The sequence below is a fragment of the Halobacteriovorax sp. RT-1-1 genome, assembly GCF_047085455.1.
In the GTDB taxonomy this organism is placed as follows: domain Bacteria; phylum Bdellovibrionota; class Bacteriovoracia; order Bacteriovoracales; family Bacteriovoracaceae; genus Halobacteriovorax_A.
Genome location: NZ_JBKIXZ010000001.1, coordinates 1092646 through 1108803 on the forward strand (window position 1 = coordinate 1092646; position 16158 = coordinate 1108803).

The following is a 16158-nucleotide window of genomic DNA, read 5'->3' on the forward strand; positions in this document are numbered from 1 at the left end:
TATTTATACCCATACAAAAAGAGAATCGTGTTGTTTCATCATGTGATGGCAGGGGATATCCACTTCCTTTATATTTGGATAGATTTTAAGAGTATGATTTAGGGCCATCGAAAGATTAAATTCTGAAACTTTATGCTTTGAACTCGTTATGACTGGTACAAAGCTACAGGCAATTGCTTTGGTTGAAATAAAGCACCCTTCTACATCATCTTTTTTTAATACGTATAACACATCCGCCTCAAGACTTCCTTTCAGAACAAAAACGAGAGTAGCATCATCTCTTAATTGTTTATGAAAAACACTAGGTAGATCATAAGCTCCGGCCGTAAAGATTGCTTTGTCATAAGGAGCATCTTCAAGGAAGCCCTTTGTTCCATCTCCTTCAATTACTTTTACATTTTTAATGCCCATTTTATCTAATGATATTCTGGCCCTCTTAACTAGTTCTGGAATAATTTCAACACTTATAACTTTTCCTTCTCTTCCTACAATATGTCCCATCAAGGCAGCATTCCATCCACTTCCACAGCCAAGTTCAAAGACTTTTTGACCTGGCTCCAAATTTAATAAATCGAGGATTGTTAGAACGAAAGAAGGTTGAGAAATTGTTGAGACAACTTCTTGGTTGCCAAATATCGCCAGAGGGTGGTCGGCATAGAGTAGAGGAAGGTAGCGCTCCAAATTATCATCATCTAAGTCGACCCAGTTATCTGGATAATCCTTAAATTTAGAGATGAAAAGATGTCTAGGAATTCGGTAATAAGCATCGATCACTTCTTCTGATAGGCCAGTATTTTGAGCGATAAATCGATCTTGATGATTTTTAATTAACTCATTCATGAGTATAGATTATTGAAAATTTGAAATTTTCTCAAAGCAAGTTTGGTAAAGTAAGAACTTAAGAAATATTAGGACTTCGTTGTCATGATTTTTTGTTTCGTTTATATTTTATTAATGAAAATTGAAACACAAAGACTTCTTTTAGCAATTCCTGAACTTGGTGATGAAGTTGCCACTCTTGAATTTTACAAAAATAATGAAAACCATCTTGCTCCATGGGATCCCAAGAAACCCGATGACTTTTTCATGTTAGATTACTGGGCAAAGAAGATTCAAGATGCCAAAGATGAGTTTCAAAATAAGACTTCGGTTCGATTCAATATTTTTTTGAAAGAAAGTGGTGAATTAATAGGTATGGTTAACTTCACAACACTTGAGCGTGGACCTTTTCAGAATTGTCGTGTTGGTTATAAATTAGGTGAGAAGTTTCAAGGCTTTGGATATATGAACGAAGCACTTTCTTGTGGGATCAATTATATGTTTAATGAACTAAATTTTCATCGAGTTGAGGCCAATTATATTCCTGAAAATATTCGAAGTAGTAAAGTTCTTAAATCCCTTGGATTTGAAGAACATGGCATTGCTAGAAACTACCTTATGATTGCAGGAAGCTGGCAAGACCATGTTCTCACTAGTAAAATCAATCCAAATTGGAAAGAATAACTAAGTTAAGGCAAACTTGGTATTTCTGATAATTGCTTCATAATCTCTTCTTTTGTTTCAAGAGTAGATAGAAAAGCGATAATATCGTCACGATCTTGTTTTGCAATATCGATTCCAAGCTGAACCTTACCCATGATGTAGACGGCCTGGTCAAGATTTGCAACACTTCCATCGTGAAAATATGGAGCAGTCTTAGTTACATTTCTAAGCGGTGGAACCTTAAAGAACTCTTTATCATCTTCATTCTTTGTAAAATTATATCGGCCTAGGTCCCTTTTTTCGGATTTTGTGTACTTGTAAGGATCTTCAACAACACCAAATTTCTGATACATCTCACCACCTACAAGTTGACCACTGTGACATCCAATACAGCCATAATCGATGAATTTCTTAAGTCCTCTCTCTTCCTGTACTGTCAGACGCTTAACATTTCCATCAAGATAATCATCAAAACGAGATGGCCCAACAAGTGTTCTCTCAAATGCACCAATTGCTTTTGCAGATAAGTTAACAAGAGACTTCGCATCTTCACTTTCTAGTTTTATATTAAATGCTTTAAAGAAATCTTGAGCATAATTATTGCTAATTAACTTCTCTTTTAAGTGCTCTTCATTATCAAGGTCAAAAGGGACTTTGATAAAGAATGACTTTGCTGCTTGCTCCTCAACATCTTGTCTATTTCCATCCCAATGTTGTGAGATTTGACCTGCAGTATTTATTAACGTTTGTGCATTTCTAGGAGCAGAACGATCTTTTGTCCCTCTAGACTTTTGAAGGCCATCAGAGAAGTGTAGCTGTGGTAGGTGACATCTTGAACAGCTAACAGTCCCATCCTTACTTAAGCGTGTGTCATAAAAAAGCTTTTGCCCTAAGGAGATAACTTCTTCTTTTGGTTTATTTTCACCAAAATAAGTGAGCTTATTTAAGCTCTCTCCAAAAAACTCGGATAACGGTGGCCTTGTCGTTTTGCAGGATGTGAATAATACTAGACCAATTAATAATATTTGTTTCATTTTCTTCCTCTTATCAGGTTTATTAGTTATGTTTTCTAGTCCTTCGAAGCATTAGCATCTTTTGTTACATAATTTTTTAAAACTTAATAATTTCATATATTTACTAAGATGATTGACTAAAATACTAAAGTAAGTTGAATTTTGAACCGATAAAGTACTTATGAAAAAACTAAGTATTCTTCTTATCTTAATAACTTCCACATCAGTCACTGCTAGAAATGAGGTCGATCATTATAAACACTCGCAAAAGTGTCCATCTGGTTATCTCTACAAGCTTACTGAAGTGAATGGTAAGAATAAGACAACAACATTTAGTTGTGTGGCCGACAATGGCGAGGTTCATCCTAAGTTCTCATTTAAAATTGCAAATTGGAAAAGCGGTGACTATCTCTTAGAGGAAACAGTTGATAAAGTCAGGACGAAATTCACATACGACAATGAGGGGAGAGTTAACTCCGTCACACAATCTATCAATGGTGTGAATTTTTCTAATAAGTGTGGGTTTGTCTATAAAGGCGGTAAACTTGCACCAACTAAAGATCCTCAATGTAAAGAAATACAAAAAGAGTACGGTGGACTGACAGAATCAATCAAACACCAAGTCTTCTGTGAGCCAAACGCTTCTGAGTCAGAGTGTACGACAGCTGACGGCCGCGTTTATAGGCCTTCAACAAAAGAGACAGGTGTTCTTAGATACTTCTATGAAAATGGTCATGTCGTTGATGAACAAGAAGTTGTACCTGCTCGAAAATCAAGAGCTGTTTCTAAGTAATCTATTTCTTCAAGAAGAGTGAAATGCGAGATAAATCTCTATGGTAGATTTTAATTCTTTTAAGCTAAGCAAATGTATTCAGGATGCACTTGTTGATATTGGCCATGTTAAACCTACTCCTATACAAGAGAAGTCGATACCCACTTTACTTGAAGGCCGTGATTTATTGGGAATCGCACAAACGGGAACTGGGAAAACCGCGGCATTTTCTTTACCAATGATTGAAAAATTCATGACATGTGAAGTGCAACTTATGCCTAATCACTGTCGTGCTATTATTCTTGCTCCAACGAGAGAGCTGGTAACTCAAATTAACGAAAGTATTCTCTCCTTTTCAAAAAATGGCGACGTTCGTTCGACTGTTATCATGGGCGGGGTCAGTAGTGCTCCGCAAATAGTTGCTCTAAATGAAGGCGTCGATATTGTCGTAGCAACTCCTGGGCGATTTATCGACTTAATGGAGCAAGGATTCATTAAATTATCCCAAGTTGAAACCTTTGTCCTTGATGAAGCGGATATGATGCTTGATATGGGATTTTATGAAGGTGTTGTTGATATAGCGAGTAGGCTTCCAAGTATACATCAGACAGTTCTATTCTCAGCGACTATGCCAAAAGAAATCGAGACACTAGCAAATCAAATATTAAATAAACCTGTAAAAGTTGAAGTCGCTGCGCAATCTTCAACAGTAGATAAGATTGAACAATCTGTTTATTTTACATTGGCAGAAAATAAGAATTATCTCCTTTTAAGTTTATTAGAGGATAAAACAAAATCGCGAATTATAATTTTTTGTAAGGCCAAGTATGCCGTTTCTGAAGTTGTCGAACTTCTTGCACGCAGCGATGTTAGTGTTGGGGAGATTCATAGTAATTTAACGCAAGGACAGAGGAATAAGGCGATTGAAGACTTTACTTCTGGTGCCATTCGAGTTCTTGTGGCAACCGACATTGCTTCTCGAGGTATTGATATCAATGATGTAGATCTTGTTATTAATTATAATATGCCGGAAGATGCAACATACTATGTTCACCGTATCGGACGAACAGCAAGGGCCGGAAGAGAAGGTGTGGCACTATCATTATGCAGTGAAAAAGATTTGCCTTTTCTTCGTAATGTTCAAAAGCTAATTGGAAAGAATATTTCTCAAGTATTAGATCATCCATTTCATCATGATTATCCTTTATCTAAACCTAAGGCCAAGAAACGATACAAAGGTCGTCGAAGGCGCTAATATCATCCAAACTTTTCTTTAGATTTCTTAAACCCATGTCTTATGCATTTCTTTTATAATGAAATATCGTTAATAAAGTGAGGCGTCATGGTAAGCCTAATGGATGAGAAAGATAAAATTAAAATTATTAAAGAGATTTATAATATAAATCAGCACTTAAGTGGTGCAGATTACATAAAGAGTCTCTTAAAGAATATTGCTACTTATCTAGAGATTGATTTTATTTTTGTCGGTCGCCCTAAAGAAGGTGATCCCAATATTATTCTTACAGATTTTGCTATATCTAATGGGCAATTTATTGATAATTTAGAATATGATCTTGAAGGGACTCCTTGTCATGATGTCATTACGGGGAAACGAGTTTGCATGCATCCTGAGAATGTATGCGTAGACTATCCACAAGATCTAATGCTTCAGAATATGGAGGTCGATGCTTATATTGGTGCTCCTGTCTTACTTCCTTCTGGCGATTTTCTTGGTTTGATTGTTCTTTTGAATACAGCCCCAATAAAAGATCCAACCTTTGTGGCAACAGCTGTTGATTTATTTGCAAGTCGCATCGGTGTCGAGCTTGCTATGATGAACGCAAATCAAAAAATTGCTGACTTAAATGAGATTATTGCAAAAGAAGTAAGTGAGAAAGAAGAATTCATTAAAAAGTCTCATGAGACAATGCTTCAACAAGAAAAATTGGCCGCGCTTGGTAGATTAACTACAGGCATTGCTCATGAAATTAGGAATCCTCTAAATCTCATTTTAAATGCAAGTAAAGTTGCTATGGTTCTTAAAGAGCGCTTGAGTGGTGATGATAGTAAAGTTTCAAAAGATTTGAGTAAAGCGCTTGATATTATTTCAACCCATAGCTTAAGAATTAAAAATATCCTAGATGTTATGTTGGATACCAGGGTTAATGGAAAGAAAAAGTATTCATTACATAAGCTTATTGAAGAGTCTTTCAAGTATGCCTATCATGCTTCTTCATTGAAAACGGATGGTGTTGATCTCAAATTTGAATACTCTCTAAATACAAGTGAAGATTTACATGTATTCACTAATGATATTCAATCAGTCTTTTTAAATCTTTTCGAAAACTCAATATATTCTCTAGATAAGAAGTTTAAGAATATAGATGGTCAGGCTATGTTGTCTGTTCAAACCTTTGATCAAGATCATTATATACTAATCGAAATTAAAGATAACGGTGAAGGGATTCCAAAAAAATTCCTAAATAATATCTTTGAGCCATTTTTTACGACAAAGTCAGGAAGGGAAGGTTCTGGGCTTGGTATGTCTATCATACAATCGATTATAGAGAAGAATAATGGTGAGATTTTTGTCGAGTCAAAAGAAGGCGAGTTTACAATTTTTAAGATTCGTTTTCCTAAGGAGATTTCGTGATTAGGGTTCATGTACTTTTAGTTGATGATGAAGAGGATGTGCTATTCATCTTTGAGCATATTTTTGAAGACTGGGTTAAGGCCAATAAAATGCTTCTATCTTTTTCAACTTCTGGTGCCCATGCTTTAGAGATTTTGGAGAGTGAAGAAGGTCAGGATATTATTTTGATATTAACAGACATCAATATGCCTGGTATTGATGGTTTTGAATTGTTAAAAGAAGTTAATCATAGATTTCCAAATATCGATACGATAATGATTTCAGGCTATTCAAGTAACGCATACAGAAATAAGGCAAAAGAGCTAGGTGCCCTCGATTATTTTGAAAAACCTGTGGATTTCGATAAACTCATTAATTTAATGAGTGAACGCTATCCTGAACTTAGAACTTGAAATACAGTGAATAATTTCAATGTTTAAGTGTTTCTTCAAAAGTTTTAGTTAACTCATCCAAAAATAAGTGCTAGTTTGAAAATATGTTCTTTCAAAAAGCCGATAAAAAATGGAAAAAGGTTCTAGCAGGACCGATCGATCAACAAAGTAAGTTTTTAAATAAGATTTGTCAGATCAATAGTCGAGATGCTCTTGTTTTAAGAGAGAGGTTCTTTGATAATATTGAGTTCCCACTCATGACCGAGATCTTCAAATCTGTTAAAAAAATTATTGCTCGTGGTGAGTTTGATCCAAGTTTCCGTGATTTAATTTATGACAGGCTTCTTCGTATTATAGATATTGAACATCTTTATCCTGAAGAATATGAAGAGGGGAATGAGTGTAATGGTGACGATGATAATGTTATCTTTGGAGAAAATTATCACGTTTATACGGCCTGCTATGATGATCTTGATCTCTTGATTAGTTTTATCAATTCTAGAAGTGATATAAAAAGTGTATGTGATCTTGGTTCTGGAACAGGACGTGCTTTGCTCTATATGGCCTTAATGATGGATAAGAAGCTTGATTATCTAGGTCTTGAGTTAGTTGAGGAAAGAGTTGAGTTCACAAATTCAGTTGCTAGCTATTTTAAACTAGATAATGTTAAATTTGAAACTTGTGATTTCCTAGAAAATCCTCAGGCTTTTGCCGGCCGTGATGTTTACTATCTCTACGATTCAGTTGGTACAGATAACGTTCCAAGGCTTATTGCTCACTTTAAGGATCTAATTGATTCTGGGGCCAAGTTTTATCTGCTATTTATTTCTGGTTGGGATGAAATTATGCTGAATGCACTGGACAATCTTGCTGGCCTTGAGAAGTTAGAATCTCATCAAAGCCGCAAGCAACAGGGACGCGTTGTAAATTTCTATCGTTCTTAGAAACGATATTCAACCCCAATATTAAAACTAGTTTCAAATTCATTACTTTCTTGTCCTGTTAGGCTGTATTGATGCCTTCTTTGGTTAAGTGTACCATTTTCGGCCTTGGCCTCAGCAAAGAAAGAAAAACCATTTTTTCTTCCAACATCGTATTGAGATCTAATTGTAGCACCACGGCCATCTTGATCGTTAAAATATGTCTTAACTGTTGTTTGCCAACTATCTGACTTATATGTAAATCCTAAACCTACTTCGTTAGCTGTTTCTCCAATTAGTGGTGTTTCAAATGAAAAGTGATATGTCATGCGAGATTCAGTTAGAAGGCTCGCTGAGATTTTTCCACTAACTCCTTTATTGTTTAGGAATGCTGCAAATTCTGGCCATGTTACTTCGCCCACTGGTGTTTTGAATGCATACGTGTCAGTGTAGTGTTTATTTAACATAATTTCGTCACTAAAAGCGTTTACGGCCTCCCATGTTCTACCTGATAAGAGTGTCGCTAAGAAAGAAATATTCGAGATATACTCTTTTGTAGAATCAATTTCATCTGCATGGATGATTCCTTGCTGATGAAGTGCTTGCGCGTAGTGGGCGAGGTCACTCATATTCGAATTTGGATCGTATTGATAGTAAACTGTCGAGATGACTTTATTCAATATATAGTGAAGGGCATCACTTTGATCAAACCTGCGATTAATAATACTTTCTTCTGCAATCTCTTCTGCTAAACGCAGTTGTGAGTTAATGCCAGCTGCTGAAATAGCTGCTTCTTGCTCGGGACTTAATGTATCTACTGTGTAGCTAATAGCACCTCGATTATATGTTGACATGAATGCTAGATAGAATGCACCAACACTATCAAAAGAGTCGTTTCCAACCCATAGCTTGATATCTTTTCCGCCGAATTCTTTTATTGCCTCACCATGAGCAACTTCATGTACTAGGGTGTAATTTGTTCGAGTTATCCACCATGAAACAAGCTGATGCGCCATATTTATTGAAGCTCTAACCGCAGTATGCTCATTGTAGTGTTTATGATCAGTTATAACGTTGTAAAATACTTTACTAACGTTACGAATATTATGATACCACTCGATGGCACCTTCACGATTAAAGCGACTTTTTGAAAAGCTTAGTGTAGAGATTTTAAATTTCCCAACACTCTCAGCAATTTCTTCTAGGTCTTGATCACTGAGGTCTATCCCATAATCAAATCCCGTCTCGTTAACTAGATTCTTTATCTCAAAACGCTCTTTGTCTTTTTGGGAAGCGTAGATATTGTCCTCGCTATTATTGTCAATAATTGCACAATATGTAGACTTCTGACCAAGAATTAGACATAGAAATAAGACGTACATCACGCTAAGGATGTGATTTTTAGTATTCATCAACTTCATGAGTATTATCATAGCAAGTCTAGCGCCAAGTTAACTGGCTCTAAAGTACAAGTGATAGCAGTCCAATCTTTGAATATATAGAGTTAATTTAAGTTTTATTAAATCCATTTGCCAAATAATATATACTTGGAGGCAGCATGAAAAAACTGGTTATCTGCTCAGACCTTCATGAAGGTTCTGAAAAAAATATTCGTTCAGGTTTTAATTTTGCTAAGGCCCTAGGATTAAAACCTTCTCTCTACCATATCGATACAATTTCTCCTCAGATAGAAAAACAATTTCACGCGTCTTCGGCCCTGTCGCGTCGAATTGAAGATCCTATTTGGAAAAAGAGAATTGAAGAAACATCTTTAGAGATGGTGAACGCAACCCTTGGACGTCTTGATATTGATAAAGAAGATATTGATTTTGAAAACTTCGAGGGATCAATAAATGAAGGAATTGAGCATTTGAAGGAAGACCCTGAAATGGAGGTCCTGTCTGTCGGTGCCAGTCATCACGGTGACCTACATCGATTCTTTCTCAATACATTTGCAGAAAAATCTCTTTTTAATTTGAATAAGGATGTTCTTATCAATAAATCTGGAGTCGATACATTTAAAAAAATAACTTATCTTATTCCTTATGAGTCAATCGATGAAGATGATTTGGCAAAAGTTGCAAATCTTGCAAAATGTAACAACGCTAAAGTTCATATGGATTGTATCGTTCCAATTAATTTTGTGAGCTATAATTTGGAAGTATTCCCTGATGGGCCTTTTCCTCGAGAAGTCCTTTCTAATGAGATGTCTGAGCTTCATAAGGGAGCCGAGGATGAGCTTCAAAAGGCACAGGCACTGTTAAAGAAACAAGGAGTAGAAGCGAGCTATACATTAAAGATGATTCTCAATGCTGAACCAGCACGTCGTCTTGAAGAGTTACTTAAAGAAGAAAAGTCAGATCTTGTGGTTTTAAAACCACAGCATTATATTTTTGAACACCTTTCTCTTGGTAGTGTTACTTTAGATATAATGAAAAGAACTGATTGCAATATTTATCTTCTACATGTTTAGCTTAAATCTTGTTCAATAGTTGATTTGAGTTCACTAAAGTCTACAGGCTTATTAAAGTAGTGCTTAATATCAAGTTTACTCACTTCTTCTAGTGTTTTTTGATCACCATAAGCAGACATCATATAGATGATGATATGTGGATATTTCTTTTTAACTTCTTTTACGAGTTCTATACCATTCATATCAGGCATATTTATATCGGTGACGAGTACAGTTATGTCTATACCTTTATCACTAGCTAGTTTTGTAAGAGCTTCCTTTCCTGATAATGCAAATTGTGTACTTAGCTTTCCTGCTAGAACATCTTCTTCATATATCATTTCGATAAGTTCAAGTAGAGCTTCTTCATCATCAACAAAGAGTATATTAATCGCCATCGCTATGCCTCCACCTTTCCTTTGGAATACTTAAAGTAACTTCTGTCCAATTACCAATATCGCTTTTAAATGAAATATCAATTTTATCGTTATGTAGTAAGAATTTTGCAATTGCCAGCCCCAATCCACCACTCGTTTTTTGTGAGGTTGCAGAATAAAAGGGGAGAGTGACACTTTTTACATATTCTTGTGAGATGCCTATTCCCGTATCTTTAATTTTAAGTAATAACGATTGATTGTTATTATCAATTTCGATATTTATACTTATTTCTCTCTTGTTGTTTTTACTACTCTCTTGAAGTGCATTGATTGAGTTTTTTATTATGTTTTTTAGAGCTTGAATAAAGTTTTGCCCGGTTATGAATAGGTTATAGTTAGAGGTTTCTTCGGAAATTGATAAGTGTATATTTTGTTCTTTTATTTCTTGCTTATAATCGATAGTTAAACTTTTTTCGATTAGTTTACTTACATTGAAAATTTCTTTGATATTAGATACGGAACGAAAAGTTAAATCAATTGTTTCTACGATATCATTTATTCGAGTATTGGCATCTTTCATAACAGACAGGAGCATATCAATTCTCTCTGGACGACGCTCTTTTCTAAAAATCTCAGCTCTAAGTATTTGGTAAGAATTTAATGTCAGTGTAAGTGGATTTTTTAATTCGTGGGCCATACCTTTTGTGAGCTCTAAAATGCGTTGAAAGTTCGCTCTTTCAATTTCACCTTCTTTTTTCTTAAGAAGTTCTTTTGCTTGCTTTTCAACGATCTCCATTAGCTCCATTTCTGTAAGTTTTTTAATTGTGATATCACAGATATAGCCTTCAATAGCAATTAGGTTGCCATTCTCATAAATACCGATGCCTTGCTCCCACACATAAATATAATGACCTTTCTTATGTTTAACTCGATATTCAATGGTAAAGAATGTGTGATTTTCAATAGCAAGTTGGACTTCATTCCAAACTCTAAGAGCATCATCAGGGTGGTAGATATCAGCGAACGATAATTCATTGTTATTGATTAATTCTTCAGGTTTATACCCAAGAATCCTTTCTACTCCTGAAGTCATAAATAGCATTGTCCACTGTTTATCATTTAAGCAGCGATAGGCAATGCCATCAATATTTTCTAGTAGAATGTCTAAGTTAAGTTTATTTTCCACAATGGTTTTTTCGGTATTGAGATAATTAGATTGGATTAAAGAATGTTTAAATATAGGTTGAGTCTAAGTGGTTAATATTATTGGTAAGTGTAGAGGTGTATACTACCTGAACACCGAGATACTTATTTCAATACTTAAGTATTTTATAAAAAATTCATTTATTCTCTTTTCTACAAATATGATGAAAATACTTAAAACCCTATTCTTATGTATTTCGATTTTATGGAGTACTGCCCAGGCAAGCACTTTTGAATATCAGTGTATGGACGCCTATAAAGATAAAATTGAGACATTCTATCCTAAAGACCAGTCAAGTAATCAGACAGATAAAGATTGGGTATATAAGTTAAAAGGTTACTACTGGTTAGCAAAAGTTGTTGGTCATCCTATTGCTGTATTTATTGTGGCGTTTGTTCCATTCTCTATCCCAATTGTTCTTGGAATTACTGCTGTTGCTTCTTTCTTTGATCTTTTACAAAATGAAAAAGGAATTATTGGAACATATATTATTTTAAAAATGTCTGAGCTCTCTGAAGAAGAAATTGCTAATCAGGATATAGATTCTAAAATCGAAGAAGAAGTACTTGAGTTACAAGAGAATAAATATAGTCGTGACAATAATCTATTCTATATATTTGTAAAACGAGTCAATCGTAAATATAAGAATTCAAATTATTCATATGAAGAAGTTCGCAATGCCGTTATTGAAATTGCTAGTGAAAGTAATGAACTTTGTATGCGTAAAGGAAAGGAGAGATATATCTCCTTAAATCGTCTAATTCGTTTAACTAAAAAGAAACTAAACGCTAAAAAAGGTCTAATAGAAAATGCGCTTTAATTTACCAATTATTCTAATTTTATTCTTAATCACTTTCAATACTCAAGCACAATTGTGTAGTGAGGAGCAAGAAAGAAGCTCTCTGGCCGAAATTACAAGCATCACTAAGAATATGAGTGATGACGGTGTATATATAACGAATCTCATGGATTTAAGACAAGAATATATTAGAGCTTATGTAACTAAAGTTAATCGCATCGAGCATACTTGTTCTTCAAGGTCAGTTTATCAAGCTATTATTAAGCTCTACGAAAATATTAATTACCCAAGCGTTTATCTTAAATATGTACTTTCGAATCAGAGAAGAGATCTAAATATTAAAGAGTATATTATTGGTGATGAATGGAATCGTACTCATATTAGTGAAAATGATTCGCCAGATGTAGAAACACTAAAGAGCTCAATCTTAATCACTGGACTTGGCGTAGTAAATACTGCCAATAAATTAACACTGAAGAATGTTGGTACAGCTTTTTATCTCGGCCATTTTGCAGGAGAGCACCTTGTTGCTACTGCTGCCCATGTTATTGATCGTGAAAACTTTAAAGATATGCTTTTTCATTTTATTGCCGGACCAAAATTTTCTTTAAAAGCAAAAGAGCTTGTTTTCTATAGTGATGATTTAGATTTTTCGATTGTTTCAATCGACATGGAGGATAAAGAATCAATTCTTATGGAAACTGTAACACCTGTGAAGTTAAATTTTGATAAAGTTGCCGTTGAGGGAACTCCTCTAACTACTGTCGGATTTGGTTTCTTTGATAATGAGAAACTTGGACTAGCACGTTACGAGAATTCTCATGACTGTCAGATTATTTTTGGAGATGATAGAGTAAGAAAGCTTGATAAGGTTTATTCAATTGCTACAGGTTGTGATTCTTCAGGTGGTGATTCAGGATCTCCATTAGTTGATCGTGAAACAGGTGAGCTGGTTGGTATCATCACAAGAATTCAAACTGAGAAAATTGGTTTAACGTCAAAACAATTAATAGAAGAAAAAGAAGCTAATATTTCTAGCATTTGGAATGATGGTAGTTTTGCAACTTCGATGAAGTATATCAAGGCAGAGCTAGAAAAAGTAGATCATCCAACTATTAAAAGTTTATTGGATTATTAATGAATAGAAAGCTCCTTGATTTGTTATATGATAATTCTGCTCTCGTGAAATTTTGCAAAAGCAAGGACATCCCTGTACCAAAAAAATACACTTCAACTCGTAAAAATGATATTAGAGAGAGTTTAAGTGATATTTCTAAATTCACACGTCATGATGAGAAGAAAAATAAATACCTTTATCAGTTCTTTGCTTCAAATGATATAGGTCTTAGAATAATAAAAGTTGATGTTCAAATTGCTCCAAAATGGTCTGTACTTGAAACTAGAGACATGATCGAGGATGTGTTTAAAAATGTTAAACGCATTAAAAGAGCACACTTCTATGTTCCAGTAAAGTCACAAATATATAATCAATTGCTCGAGTTAGGCGGCCGAAGCCGTGGAGAGGAGCTTCTGGCAAGTGTTGATGATGGCCTAAAGTATCTTTCAAAATATGAGTTTGATAAGAATGTTAAAATCGTAAAACTCAATAAAGAATTAAGAGATGAGGTTGTCGATATTGAGTACCTTGCTCACAAGTTTAGTGCAACTTCACGCTGTGAGAATTTTCCCCGTAAGATGTTTTTGGGTTTTGTGGATGGTCTTATTAAGTATGATGTGGATGCGTTAGTTGCTGTTGAGGACGGGAAGGCAATTGGTTTCATCGTTCCAAGTATTACAAGAACTAAGATAGGTCATATAATGTCAATTTCAGTTCATCCGGAGGCTCAAGGCCGTGGTGTTTCGAAACTGCTATACTATGAAGCATTGAAATATTTTAAGAAAAAGAAAGTTTCGATTTATGCGGGGGTCTCTTCAACCAACGAGGTTCTTGGTTTTTCGAAGAAGCTCAAGCGAAGAGCAATGTATGCATATCTTGAATTAGTGCGAAAATAAAAAAGCCTCCTTTCGGAGGCTTTGTATTTAGAAATGCTTTTCAAAGCAGTATCGATTGATATAGTTCTTGTCTTTAATAAAGTGCATAAGTGCAGCAATCTGTGAGCACTGTGCTAGTGTGATTGTTTCTTTTTGTTTTTCAAAACATTCAAGTCCTAGGCGAGTGATATCTTCAGTATAGGCTTGTGCCTCAGCATGAGCTAGGCATTGATCAAAATTAAATGCACCACCAAATTGTGTTCCACATATTGCGCGGGCCTTATTCTTGTCTCTCATGAAGATCATTTCTTCTGCCACTGACATACATTGTTCATAAGTGATTACTGTTAAGTATTTCTCCTGACAGCGATAGAGCATTGAAGAGATATCTTTTTCATATGGCATTTGAATCGCAAAATTCACACAGCCTTGAAATTCGTAGTCACAGCTTGTTTGGTCTTCAAGACATCCTGCTGTGGCATTTAGAGTAAATAGAATGGTAAGTAGTGATAAGATCTTCATTTGCCCCTCTTTGTCCCTTTTTATTCAATATTCAACTTAATTAACTCTATTTAGACCATATGACACCTCCTCCTGTAATTCTTACTTAAAAGGGGCGCGGGTACCAATCGAGATTTCAGTAGTTTAACTCTCTCCAAAGATCAAATAAGCTAATTATTTCAAGGCCATTAACCGATAGGAATACTACGGATTTTTTGTTTTTTACTAATTTAGTTTAATTAGGGGAGCATCTATCAAAACCCTTGAGGCAGAATTACTCAATTTAGCAAAAGAATGTCGTCTTTACTCTCGAGGTAAAAACCAATCTCTATGCCTTAATCGCGTCGCTAAAACTCTGGAGTCTTTAACAAAATCAGTCGATCAGTCGGCGATTTCATCTGATAATCCTTTGACTGCAAGAGAAGCTGAAGTACTAGATTTGGTCTTTCTTGGTTACACGAATAAAGAGATCGCCAATGCTCTTTCTATATCTGAAAAGACTATTGAATACCATATGAGCTCTATTTTCAAAAAGACTCAAGCAAGTAAGCGTACAGAGGCCGTCACTAATGCACTTAAATTCAGGTGGTTAGTAGCCTCCTAGGGAAGTCCCTAGGTGATTAATTTTAAGATAACAAATAAGCTTACAGTAGATATTAACTGTAGGAGAGAAGATGAACGATCAATTAGAAGCAGTACTTGGAAATTTATATAAATTAGTATGTGACGAATCTATTGATGAAGTTAGCATTGGTGCTTATCACGATGTATCAGTTAAAAAAAATGATAGCTGGCACCCTGTACAATGCTTCAATAGTAAAGACGAGTATGAAAGTGTCATCAACGCACTTAAAGATCGTTTTAGTATAACTAAAGATCAAGTGTCCTTCTCTAGATATATAACAGAAGTTCTAACTGCTTCAGTTGTTCTTTCTCCGATATCGATTAAAGGCCCTTCGCTTAAATTAACAAAACTTCCTAAGAAAATTTTATCTCTTGAGGATTATGTCTCTTTAAATGCGCTTACAGAAAAAGGAAAAGATATTATTACAGAAATTGTTGGATCAAATAAAGGTATTCTTTGTGCAGGAGACTTTGGTTCAGGCAAGACAACTCTTTATAATACGATTCTAAATCTCTTACCAAAAGAGAAGACACTCGTTTCTATCGAAACAACGCCATCGATAGTTTTTTATCGAAATTTAGTCACAAGACTTATGCCACGTGGAAAAGATGCTGATTCTATTACCGAGGTCATGAGTGCAGCGGAAGAATCTAGAGGTGACTACATTACACTTAGCTACTTAGATGAAAGATTGAGTTATCCATATATTGATCTTGTTAGAAATAATTCTGTTGGAGTTGCTTGTGCTGGAGGTAGTGGTCCTGTTAATGTAATTGATCGTTTGATCAGACAGTCTGTTGTTTCTTCATATGGATATAACTTAGAAGAAGCTGCTTTGGTAGTTTCTGAGGTTTTCAAATATATCATCTTTCAAGAAAAGGAATCAGGAAGTGAGCGACGATTTATTTCTTCAATTCATGAGATAGCATTTGAAAAAGGTGAAATAAAACTTAAGCCTCTTTATGCCTCCTAAAAAGGGGCGCGGGTACCAATCGAG

General features: G+C 35.0%; 18 protein-coding genes. 12 read left to right on the forward strand and 6 right to left on the reverse strand.

Annotation, left to right across the window (positions count from 1 at the left end):
* Nucleotides 1–3: 3 nt before the first annotated feature.
* Nucleotides 4–840 (reverse strand): protein-L-isoaspartate O-methyltransferase family protein, encoded by an 837-nt coding sequence (locus ACMAWV_RS05435; RefSeq protein ID WP_412462860.1) that lies wholly within the window; start codon nt 838–840, stop codon nt 4–6.
* Between the two features lie 114 nt (nt 841–954).
* Between ACMAWV_RS05435 and ACMAWV_RS05440 the strand changes: the two genes are divergently transcribed.
* Nucleotides 955–1503 carry a GNAT family N-acetyltransferase gene (locus ACMAWV_RS05440; protein ID WP_158246771.1) on the forward strand — a complete coding sequence of 183 codons (549 nt, stop codon included), beginning with the start codon at nt 955–957 and terminating at the stop codon, nt 1501–1503.
* 5 nt (nt 1504–1508) lie between these two features.
* Here the strand turns inward: ACMAWV_RS05440 and ACMAWV_RS05445 are convergent, their stop codons facing one another.
* A complete protein-coding gene (locus ACMAWV_RS05445; RefSeq protein WP_412469798.1) occupies nt 1509–2516 on the reverse strand; it encodes a cytochrome-c peroxidase in 1008 nt (335 codons plus the stop codon).
* A gap of 160 nt (nt 2517–2676) precedes the next feature.
* Between ACMAWV_RS05445 and ACMAWV_RS05450 the strand changes: the two genes are divergently transcribed.
* From ACMAWV_RS05450 to ACMAWV_RS05470, 5 genes are all read left to right on the forward strand, one after another.
* The gene (locus ACMAWV_RS05450) at nt 2677–3288 is read left to right on the forward strand and encodes a hypothetical protein (protein ID WP_412469797.1); all 612 of its coding nucleotides are present in this window, start codon (nt 2677–2679) and stop codon (nt 3286–3288) included.
* 40 nt (nt 3289–3328) lie between these two features.
* Complete coding sequence (locus ACMAWV_RS05455; protein WP_412469796.1) at nt 3329–4522, forward strand: DEAD/DEAH box helicase; 1194 nt, start codon at nt 3329–3331, stop codon at nt 4520–4522.
* Between the two features lie 87 nt (nt 4523–4609).
* Nucleotides 4610–5920, forward strand: a complete 1311-nt coding sequence (locus ACMAWV_RS05460) for a sensor histidine kinase (RefSeq protein ID WP_412469795.1) — start codon at nt 4610–4612, stop codon at nt 5918–5920.
* Complete coding sequence (locus tag ACMAWV_RS05465) at nt 5917–6312, forward strand: response regulator (protein WP_103216638.1); 396 nt, start codon at nt 5917–5919, stop codon at nt 6310–6312. Before ACMAWV_RS05460 ends, ACMAWV_RS05465 begins: the two co-directional genes overlap by 4 nt.
* 83 nt (nt 6313–6395) lie before the next feature.
* Complete coding sequence (locus ACMAWV_RS05470; protein ID WP_412469794.1) at nt 6396–7235, forward strand: methyltransferase domain-containing protein; 840 nt, start codon at nt 6396–6398, stop codon at nt 7233–7235.
* Here ACMAWV_RS05470 and ACMAWV_RS05475 read toward each other — a convergent pair.
* Nucleotides 7232–8632 (reverse strand): hypothetical protein, encoded by a 1401-nt coding sequence (locus tag ACMAWV_RS05475; RefSeq protein ID WP_412469793.1) that lies wholly within the window; start codon nt 8630–8632, stop codon nt 7232–7234. The two genes, ACMAWV_RS05470 and ACMAWV_RS05475, sit on opposite strands and share 4 nt — an antisense overlap.
* A 137-nt stretch (nt 8633–8769) precedes the next feature.
* Between ACMAWV_RS05475 and ACMAWV_RS05480 the strand changes: the two genes are divergently transcribed.
* Complete coding sequence (locus tag ACMAWV_RS05480) at nt 8770–9684, forward strand: universal stress protein (RefSeq protein ID WP_103216641.1); 915 nt, start codon at nt 8770–8772, stop codon at nt 9682–9684.
* On the opposite strand, the gene ACMAWV_RS05485 is transcribed toward ACMAWV_RS05480, so the two are convergent.
* Together ACMAWV_RS05485 and ACMAWV_RS05490 are read right to left on the reverse strand one after the other, a co-directional pair.
* Nucleotides 9681–10061: a response regulator gene (locus ACMAWV_RS05485; RefSeq protein WP_103216642.1), complete on the reverse strand. Its 381-nt coding sequence runs from the start codon at nt 10059–10061 to the stop codon at nt 9681–9683. The genes ACMAWV_RS05480 and ACMAWV_RS05485 overlap by 4 nt on opposite strands.
* Nucleotides 10051–11226, reverse strand: a complete 1176-nt coding sequence (locus ACMAWV_RS05490) for a PAS domain-containing protein (protein WP_392991225.1) — start codon at nt 11224–11226, stop codon at nt 10051–10053. The genes ACMAWV_RS05485 and ACMAWV_RS05490 overlap by 11 nt, the downstream gene beginning before the upstream one ends.
* A gap of 178 nt (nt 11227–11404) precedes the next feature.
* Between ACMAWV_RS05490 and ACMAWV_RS05495 the strand changes: the two genes are divergently transcribed.
* From ACMAWV_RS05495 to ACMAWV_RS05505, 3 genes are read left to right on the forward strand one after another with little or no spacing between them, the layout of a single operon-like run.
* Nucleotides 11405–12064, forward strand: coding sequence for a hypothetical protein (locus ACMAWV_RS05495; protein WP_412470818.1), 660 nt, complete (start codon nt 11405–11407; stop codon nt 12062–12064).
* Nucleotides 12054–13181: a S1 family peptidase gene (locus ACMAWV_RS05500; protein WP_412469791.1), complete on the forward strand. Its 1128-nt coding sequence runs from the start codon at nt 12054–12056 to the stop codon at nt 13179–13181. Before ACMAWV_RS05495 ends, ACMAWV_RS05500 begins: the two co-directional genes overlap by 11 nt.
* Nucleotides 13181–14056: a GNAT family N-acetyltransferase gene (locus tag ACMAWV_RS05505; RefSeq protein ID WP_412469790.1), complete on the forward strand. Its 876-nt coding sequence runs from the start codon at nt 13181–13183 to the stop codon at nt 14054–14056. Before ACMAWV_RS05500 ends, ACMAWV_RS05505 begins: the two co-directional genes overlap by 1 nt.
* Nucleotides 14057–14083: 27 nt before the next feature.
* Here the strand turns inward: ACMAWV_RS05505 and ACMAWV_RS05510 are convergent, their stop codons facing one another.
* Nucleotides 14084–14557: a hypothetical protein gene (locus ACMAWV_RS05510; RefSeq protein ID WP_412469789.1), complete on the reverse strand. Its 474-nt coding sequence runs from the start codon at nt 14555–14557 to the stop codon at nt 14084–14086.
* 388 nt (nt 14558–14945) lie between these two features.
* Here ACMAWV_RS05510 and ACMAWV_RS05515 point away from each other — a divergent pair, with 388 nt between their 5' ends.
* The gene (locus ACMAWV_RS05515; RefSeq protein WP_158246772.1) at nt 14946–15140 is read left to right on the forward strand and encodes a response regulator transcription factor; all 195 of its coding nucleotides are present in this window, start codon (nt 14946–14948) and stop codon (nt 15138–15140) included.
* A 70-nt stretch (nt 15141–15210) separates the two neighbouring features.
* On the forward strand, nt 15211–16134 hold the full coding sequence (locus tag ACMAWV_RS05520) for an ATPase, T2SS/T4P/T4SS family (RefSeq protein WP_412469788.1): 924 nt from the start codon (nt 15211–15213) through the stop codon (nt 16132–16134).
* The last annotated feature ends 24 nt before the right edge of the window (nt 16135–16158 follow it).

What these genes read in the sequence shown, in the direction of transcription:
- ACMAWV_RS05435 (WP_412462860.1), bottom strand. Translation starts at nt 840, where the DNA reads ATGAATGAGTTAATTAAAAATCATCAAGATCGATTTATCGCTCAAAAT.
- ACMAWV_RS05440 (WP_158246771.1), top strand. Translation starts at nt 955, where the DNA reads ATGAAAATTGAAACACAAAGACTTCTTTTAGCAATTCCTGAACTTGGT.
- ACMAWV_RS05445 (WP_412469798.1), bottom strand. Translation starts at nt 2,516, where the DNA reads ATGAAACAAATATTATTAATTGGTCTAGTATTATTCACATCCTGCAAA.
- ACMAWV_RS05450 (WP_412469797.1), top strand. Translation starts at nt 2,677, where the DNA reads ATGAAAAAACTAAGTATTCTTCTTATCTTAATAACTTCCACATCAGTC.
- ACMAWV_RS05455 (WP_412469796.1), top strand. Translation starts at nt 3,329, where the DNA reads ATGGTAGATTTTAATTCTTTTAAGCTAAGCAAATGTATTCAGGATGCA.
- ACMAWV_RS05460 (WP_412469795.1), top strand. Translation starts at nt 4,610, where the DNA reads ATGGTAAGCCTAATGGATGAGAAAGATAAAATTAAAATTATTAAAGAG.
- ACMAWV_RS05470 (WP_412469794.1), top strand. Translation starts at nt 6,396, where the DNA reads ATGTTCTTTCAAAAAGCCGATAAAAAATGGAAAAAGGTTCTAGCAGGA.
- ACMAWV_RS05475 (WP_412469793.1), bottom strand. Translation starts at nt 8,632, where the DNA reads ATGAAGTTGATGAATACTAAAAATCACATCCTTAGCGTGATGTACGTC.
- ACMAWV_RS05480 (WP_103216641.1), top strand. Translation starts at nt 8,770, where the DNA reads ATGAAAAAACTGGTTATCTGCTCAGACCTTCATGAAGGTTCTGAAAAA.
- ACMAWV_RS05485 (WP_103216642.1), bottom strand. Translation starts at nt 10,061, where the DNA reads ATGGCGATTAATATACTCTTTGTTGATGATGAAGAAGCTCTACTTGAA.
- ACMAWV_RS05495 (WP_412470818.1), top strand. Translation starts at nt 11,405, where the DNA reads ATGATGAAAATACTTAAAACCCTATTCTTATGTATTTCGATTTTATGG.
- ACMAWV_RS05500 (WP_412469791.1), top strand. Translation starts at nt 12,054, where the DNA reads ATGCGCTTTAATTTACCAATTATTCTAATTTTATTCTTAATCACTTTC.
- ACMAWV_RS05505 (WP_412469790.1), top strand. Translation starts at nt 13,181, where the DNA reads ATGAATAGAAAGCTCCTTGATTTGTTATATGATAATTCTGCTCTCGTG.
- ACMAWV_RS05510 (WP_412469789.1), bottom strand. Translation starts at nt 14,557, where the DNA reads ATGAAGATCTTATCACTACTTACCATTCTATTTACTCTAAATGCCACA.
- ACMAWV_RS05520 (WP_412469788.1), top strand. Translation starts at nt 15,211, where the DNA reads ATGAACGATCAATTAGAAGCAGTACTTGGAAATTTATATAAATTAGTA.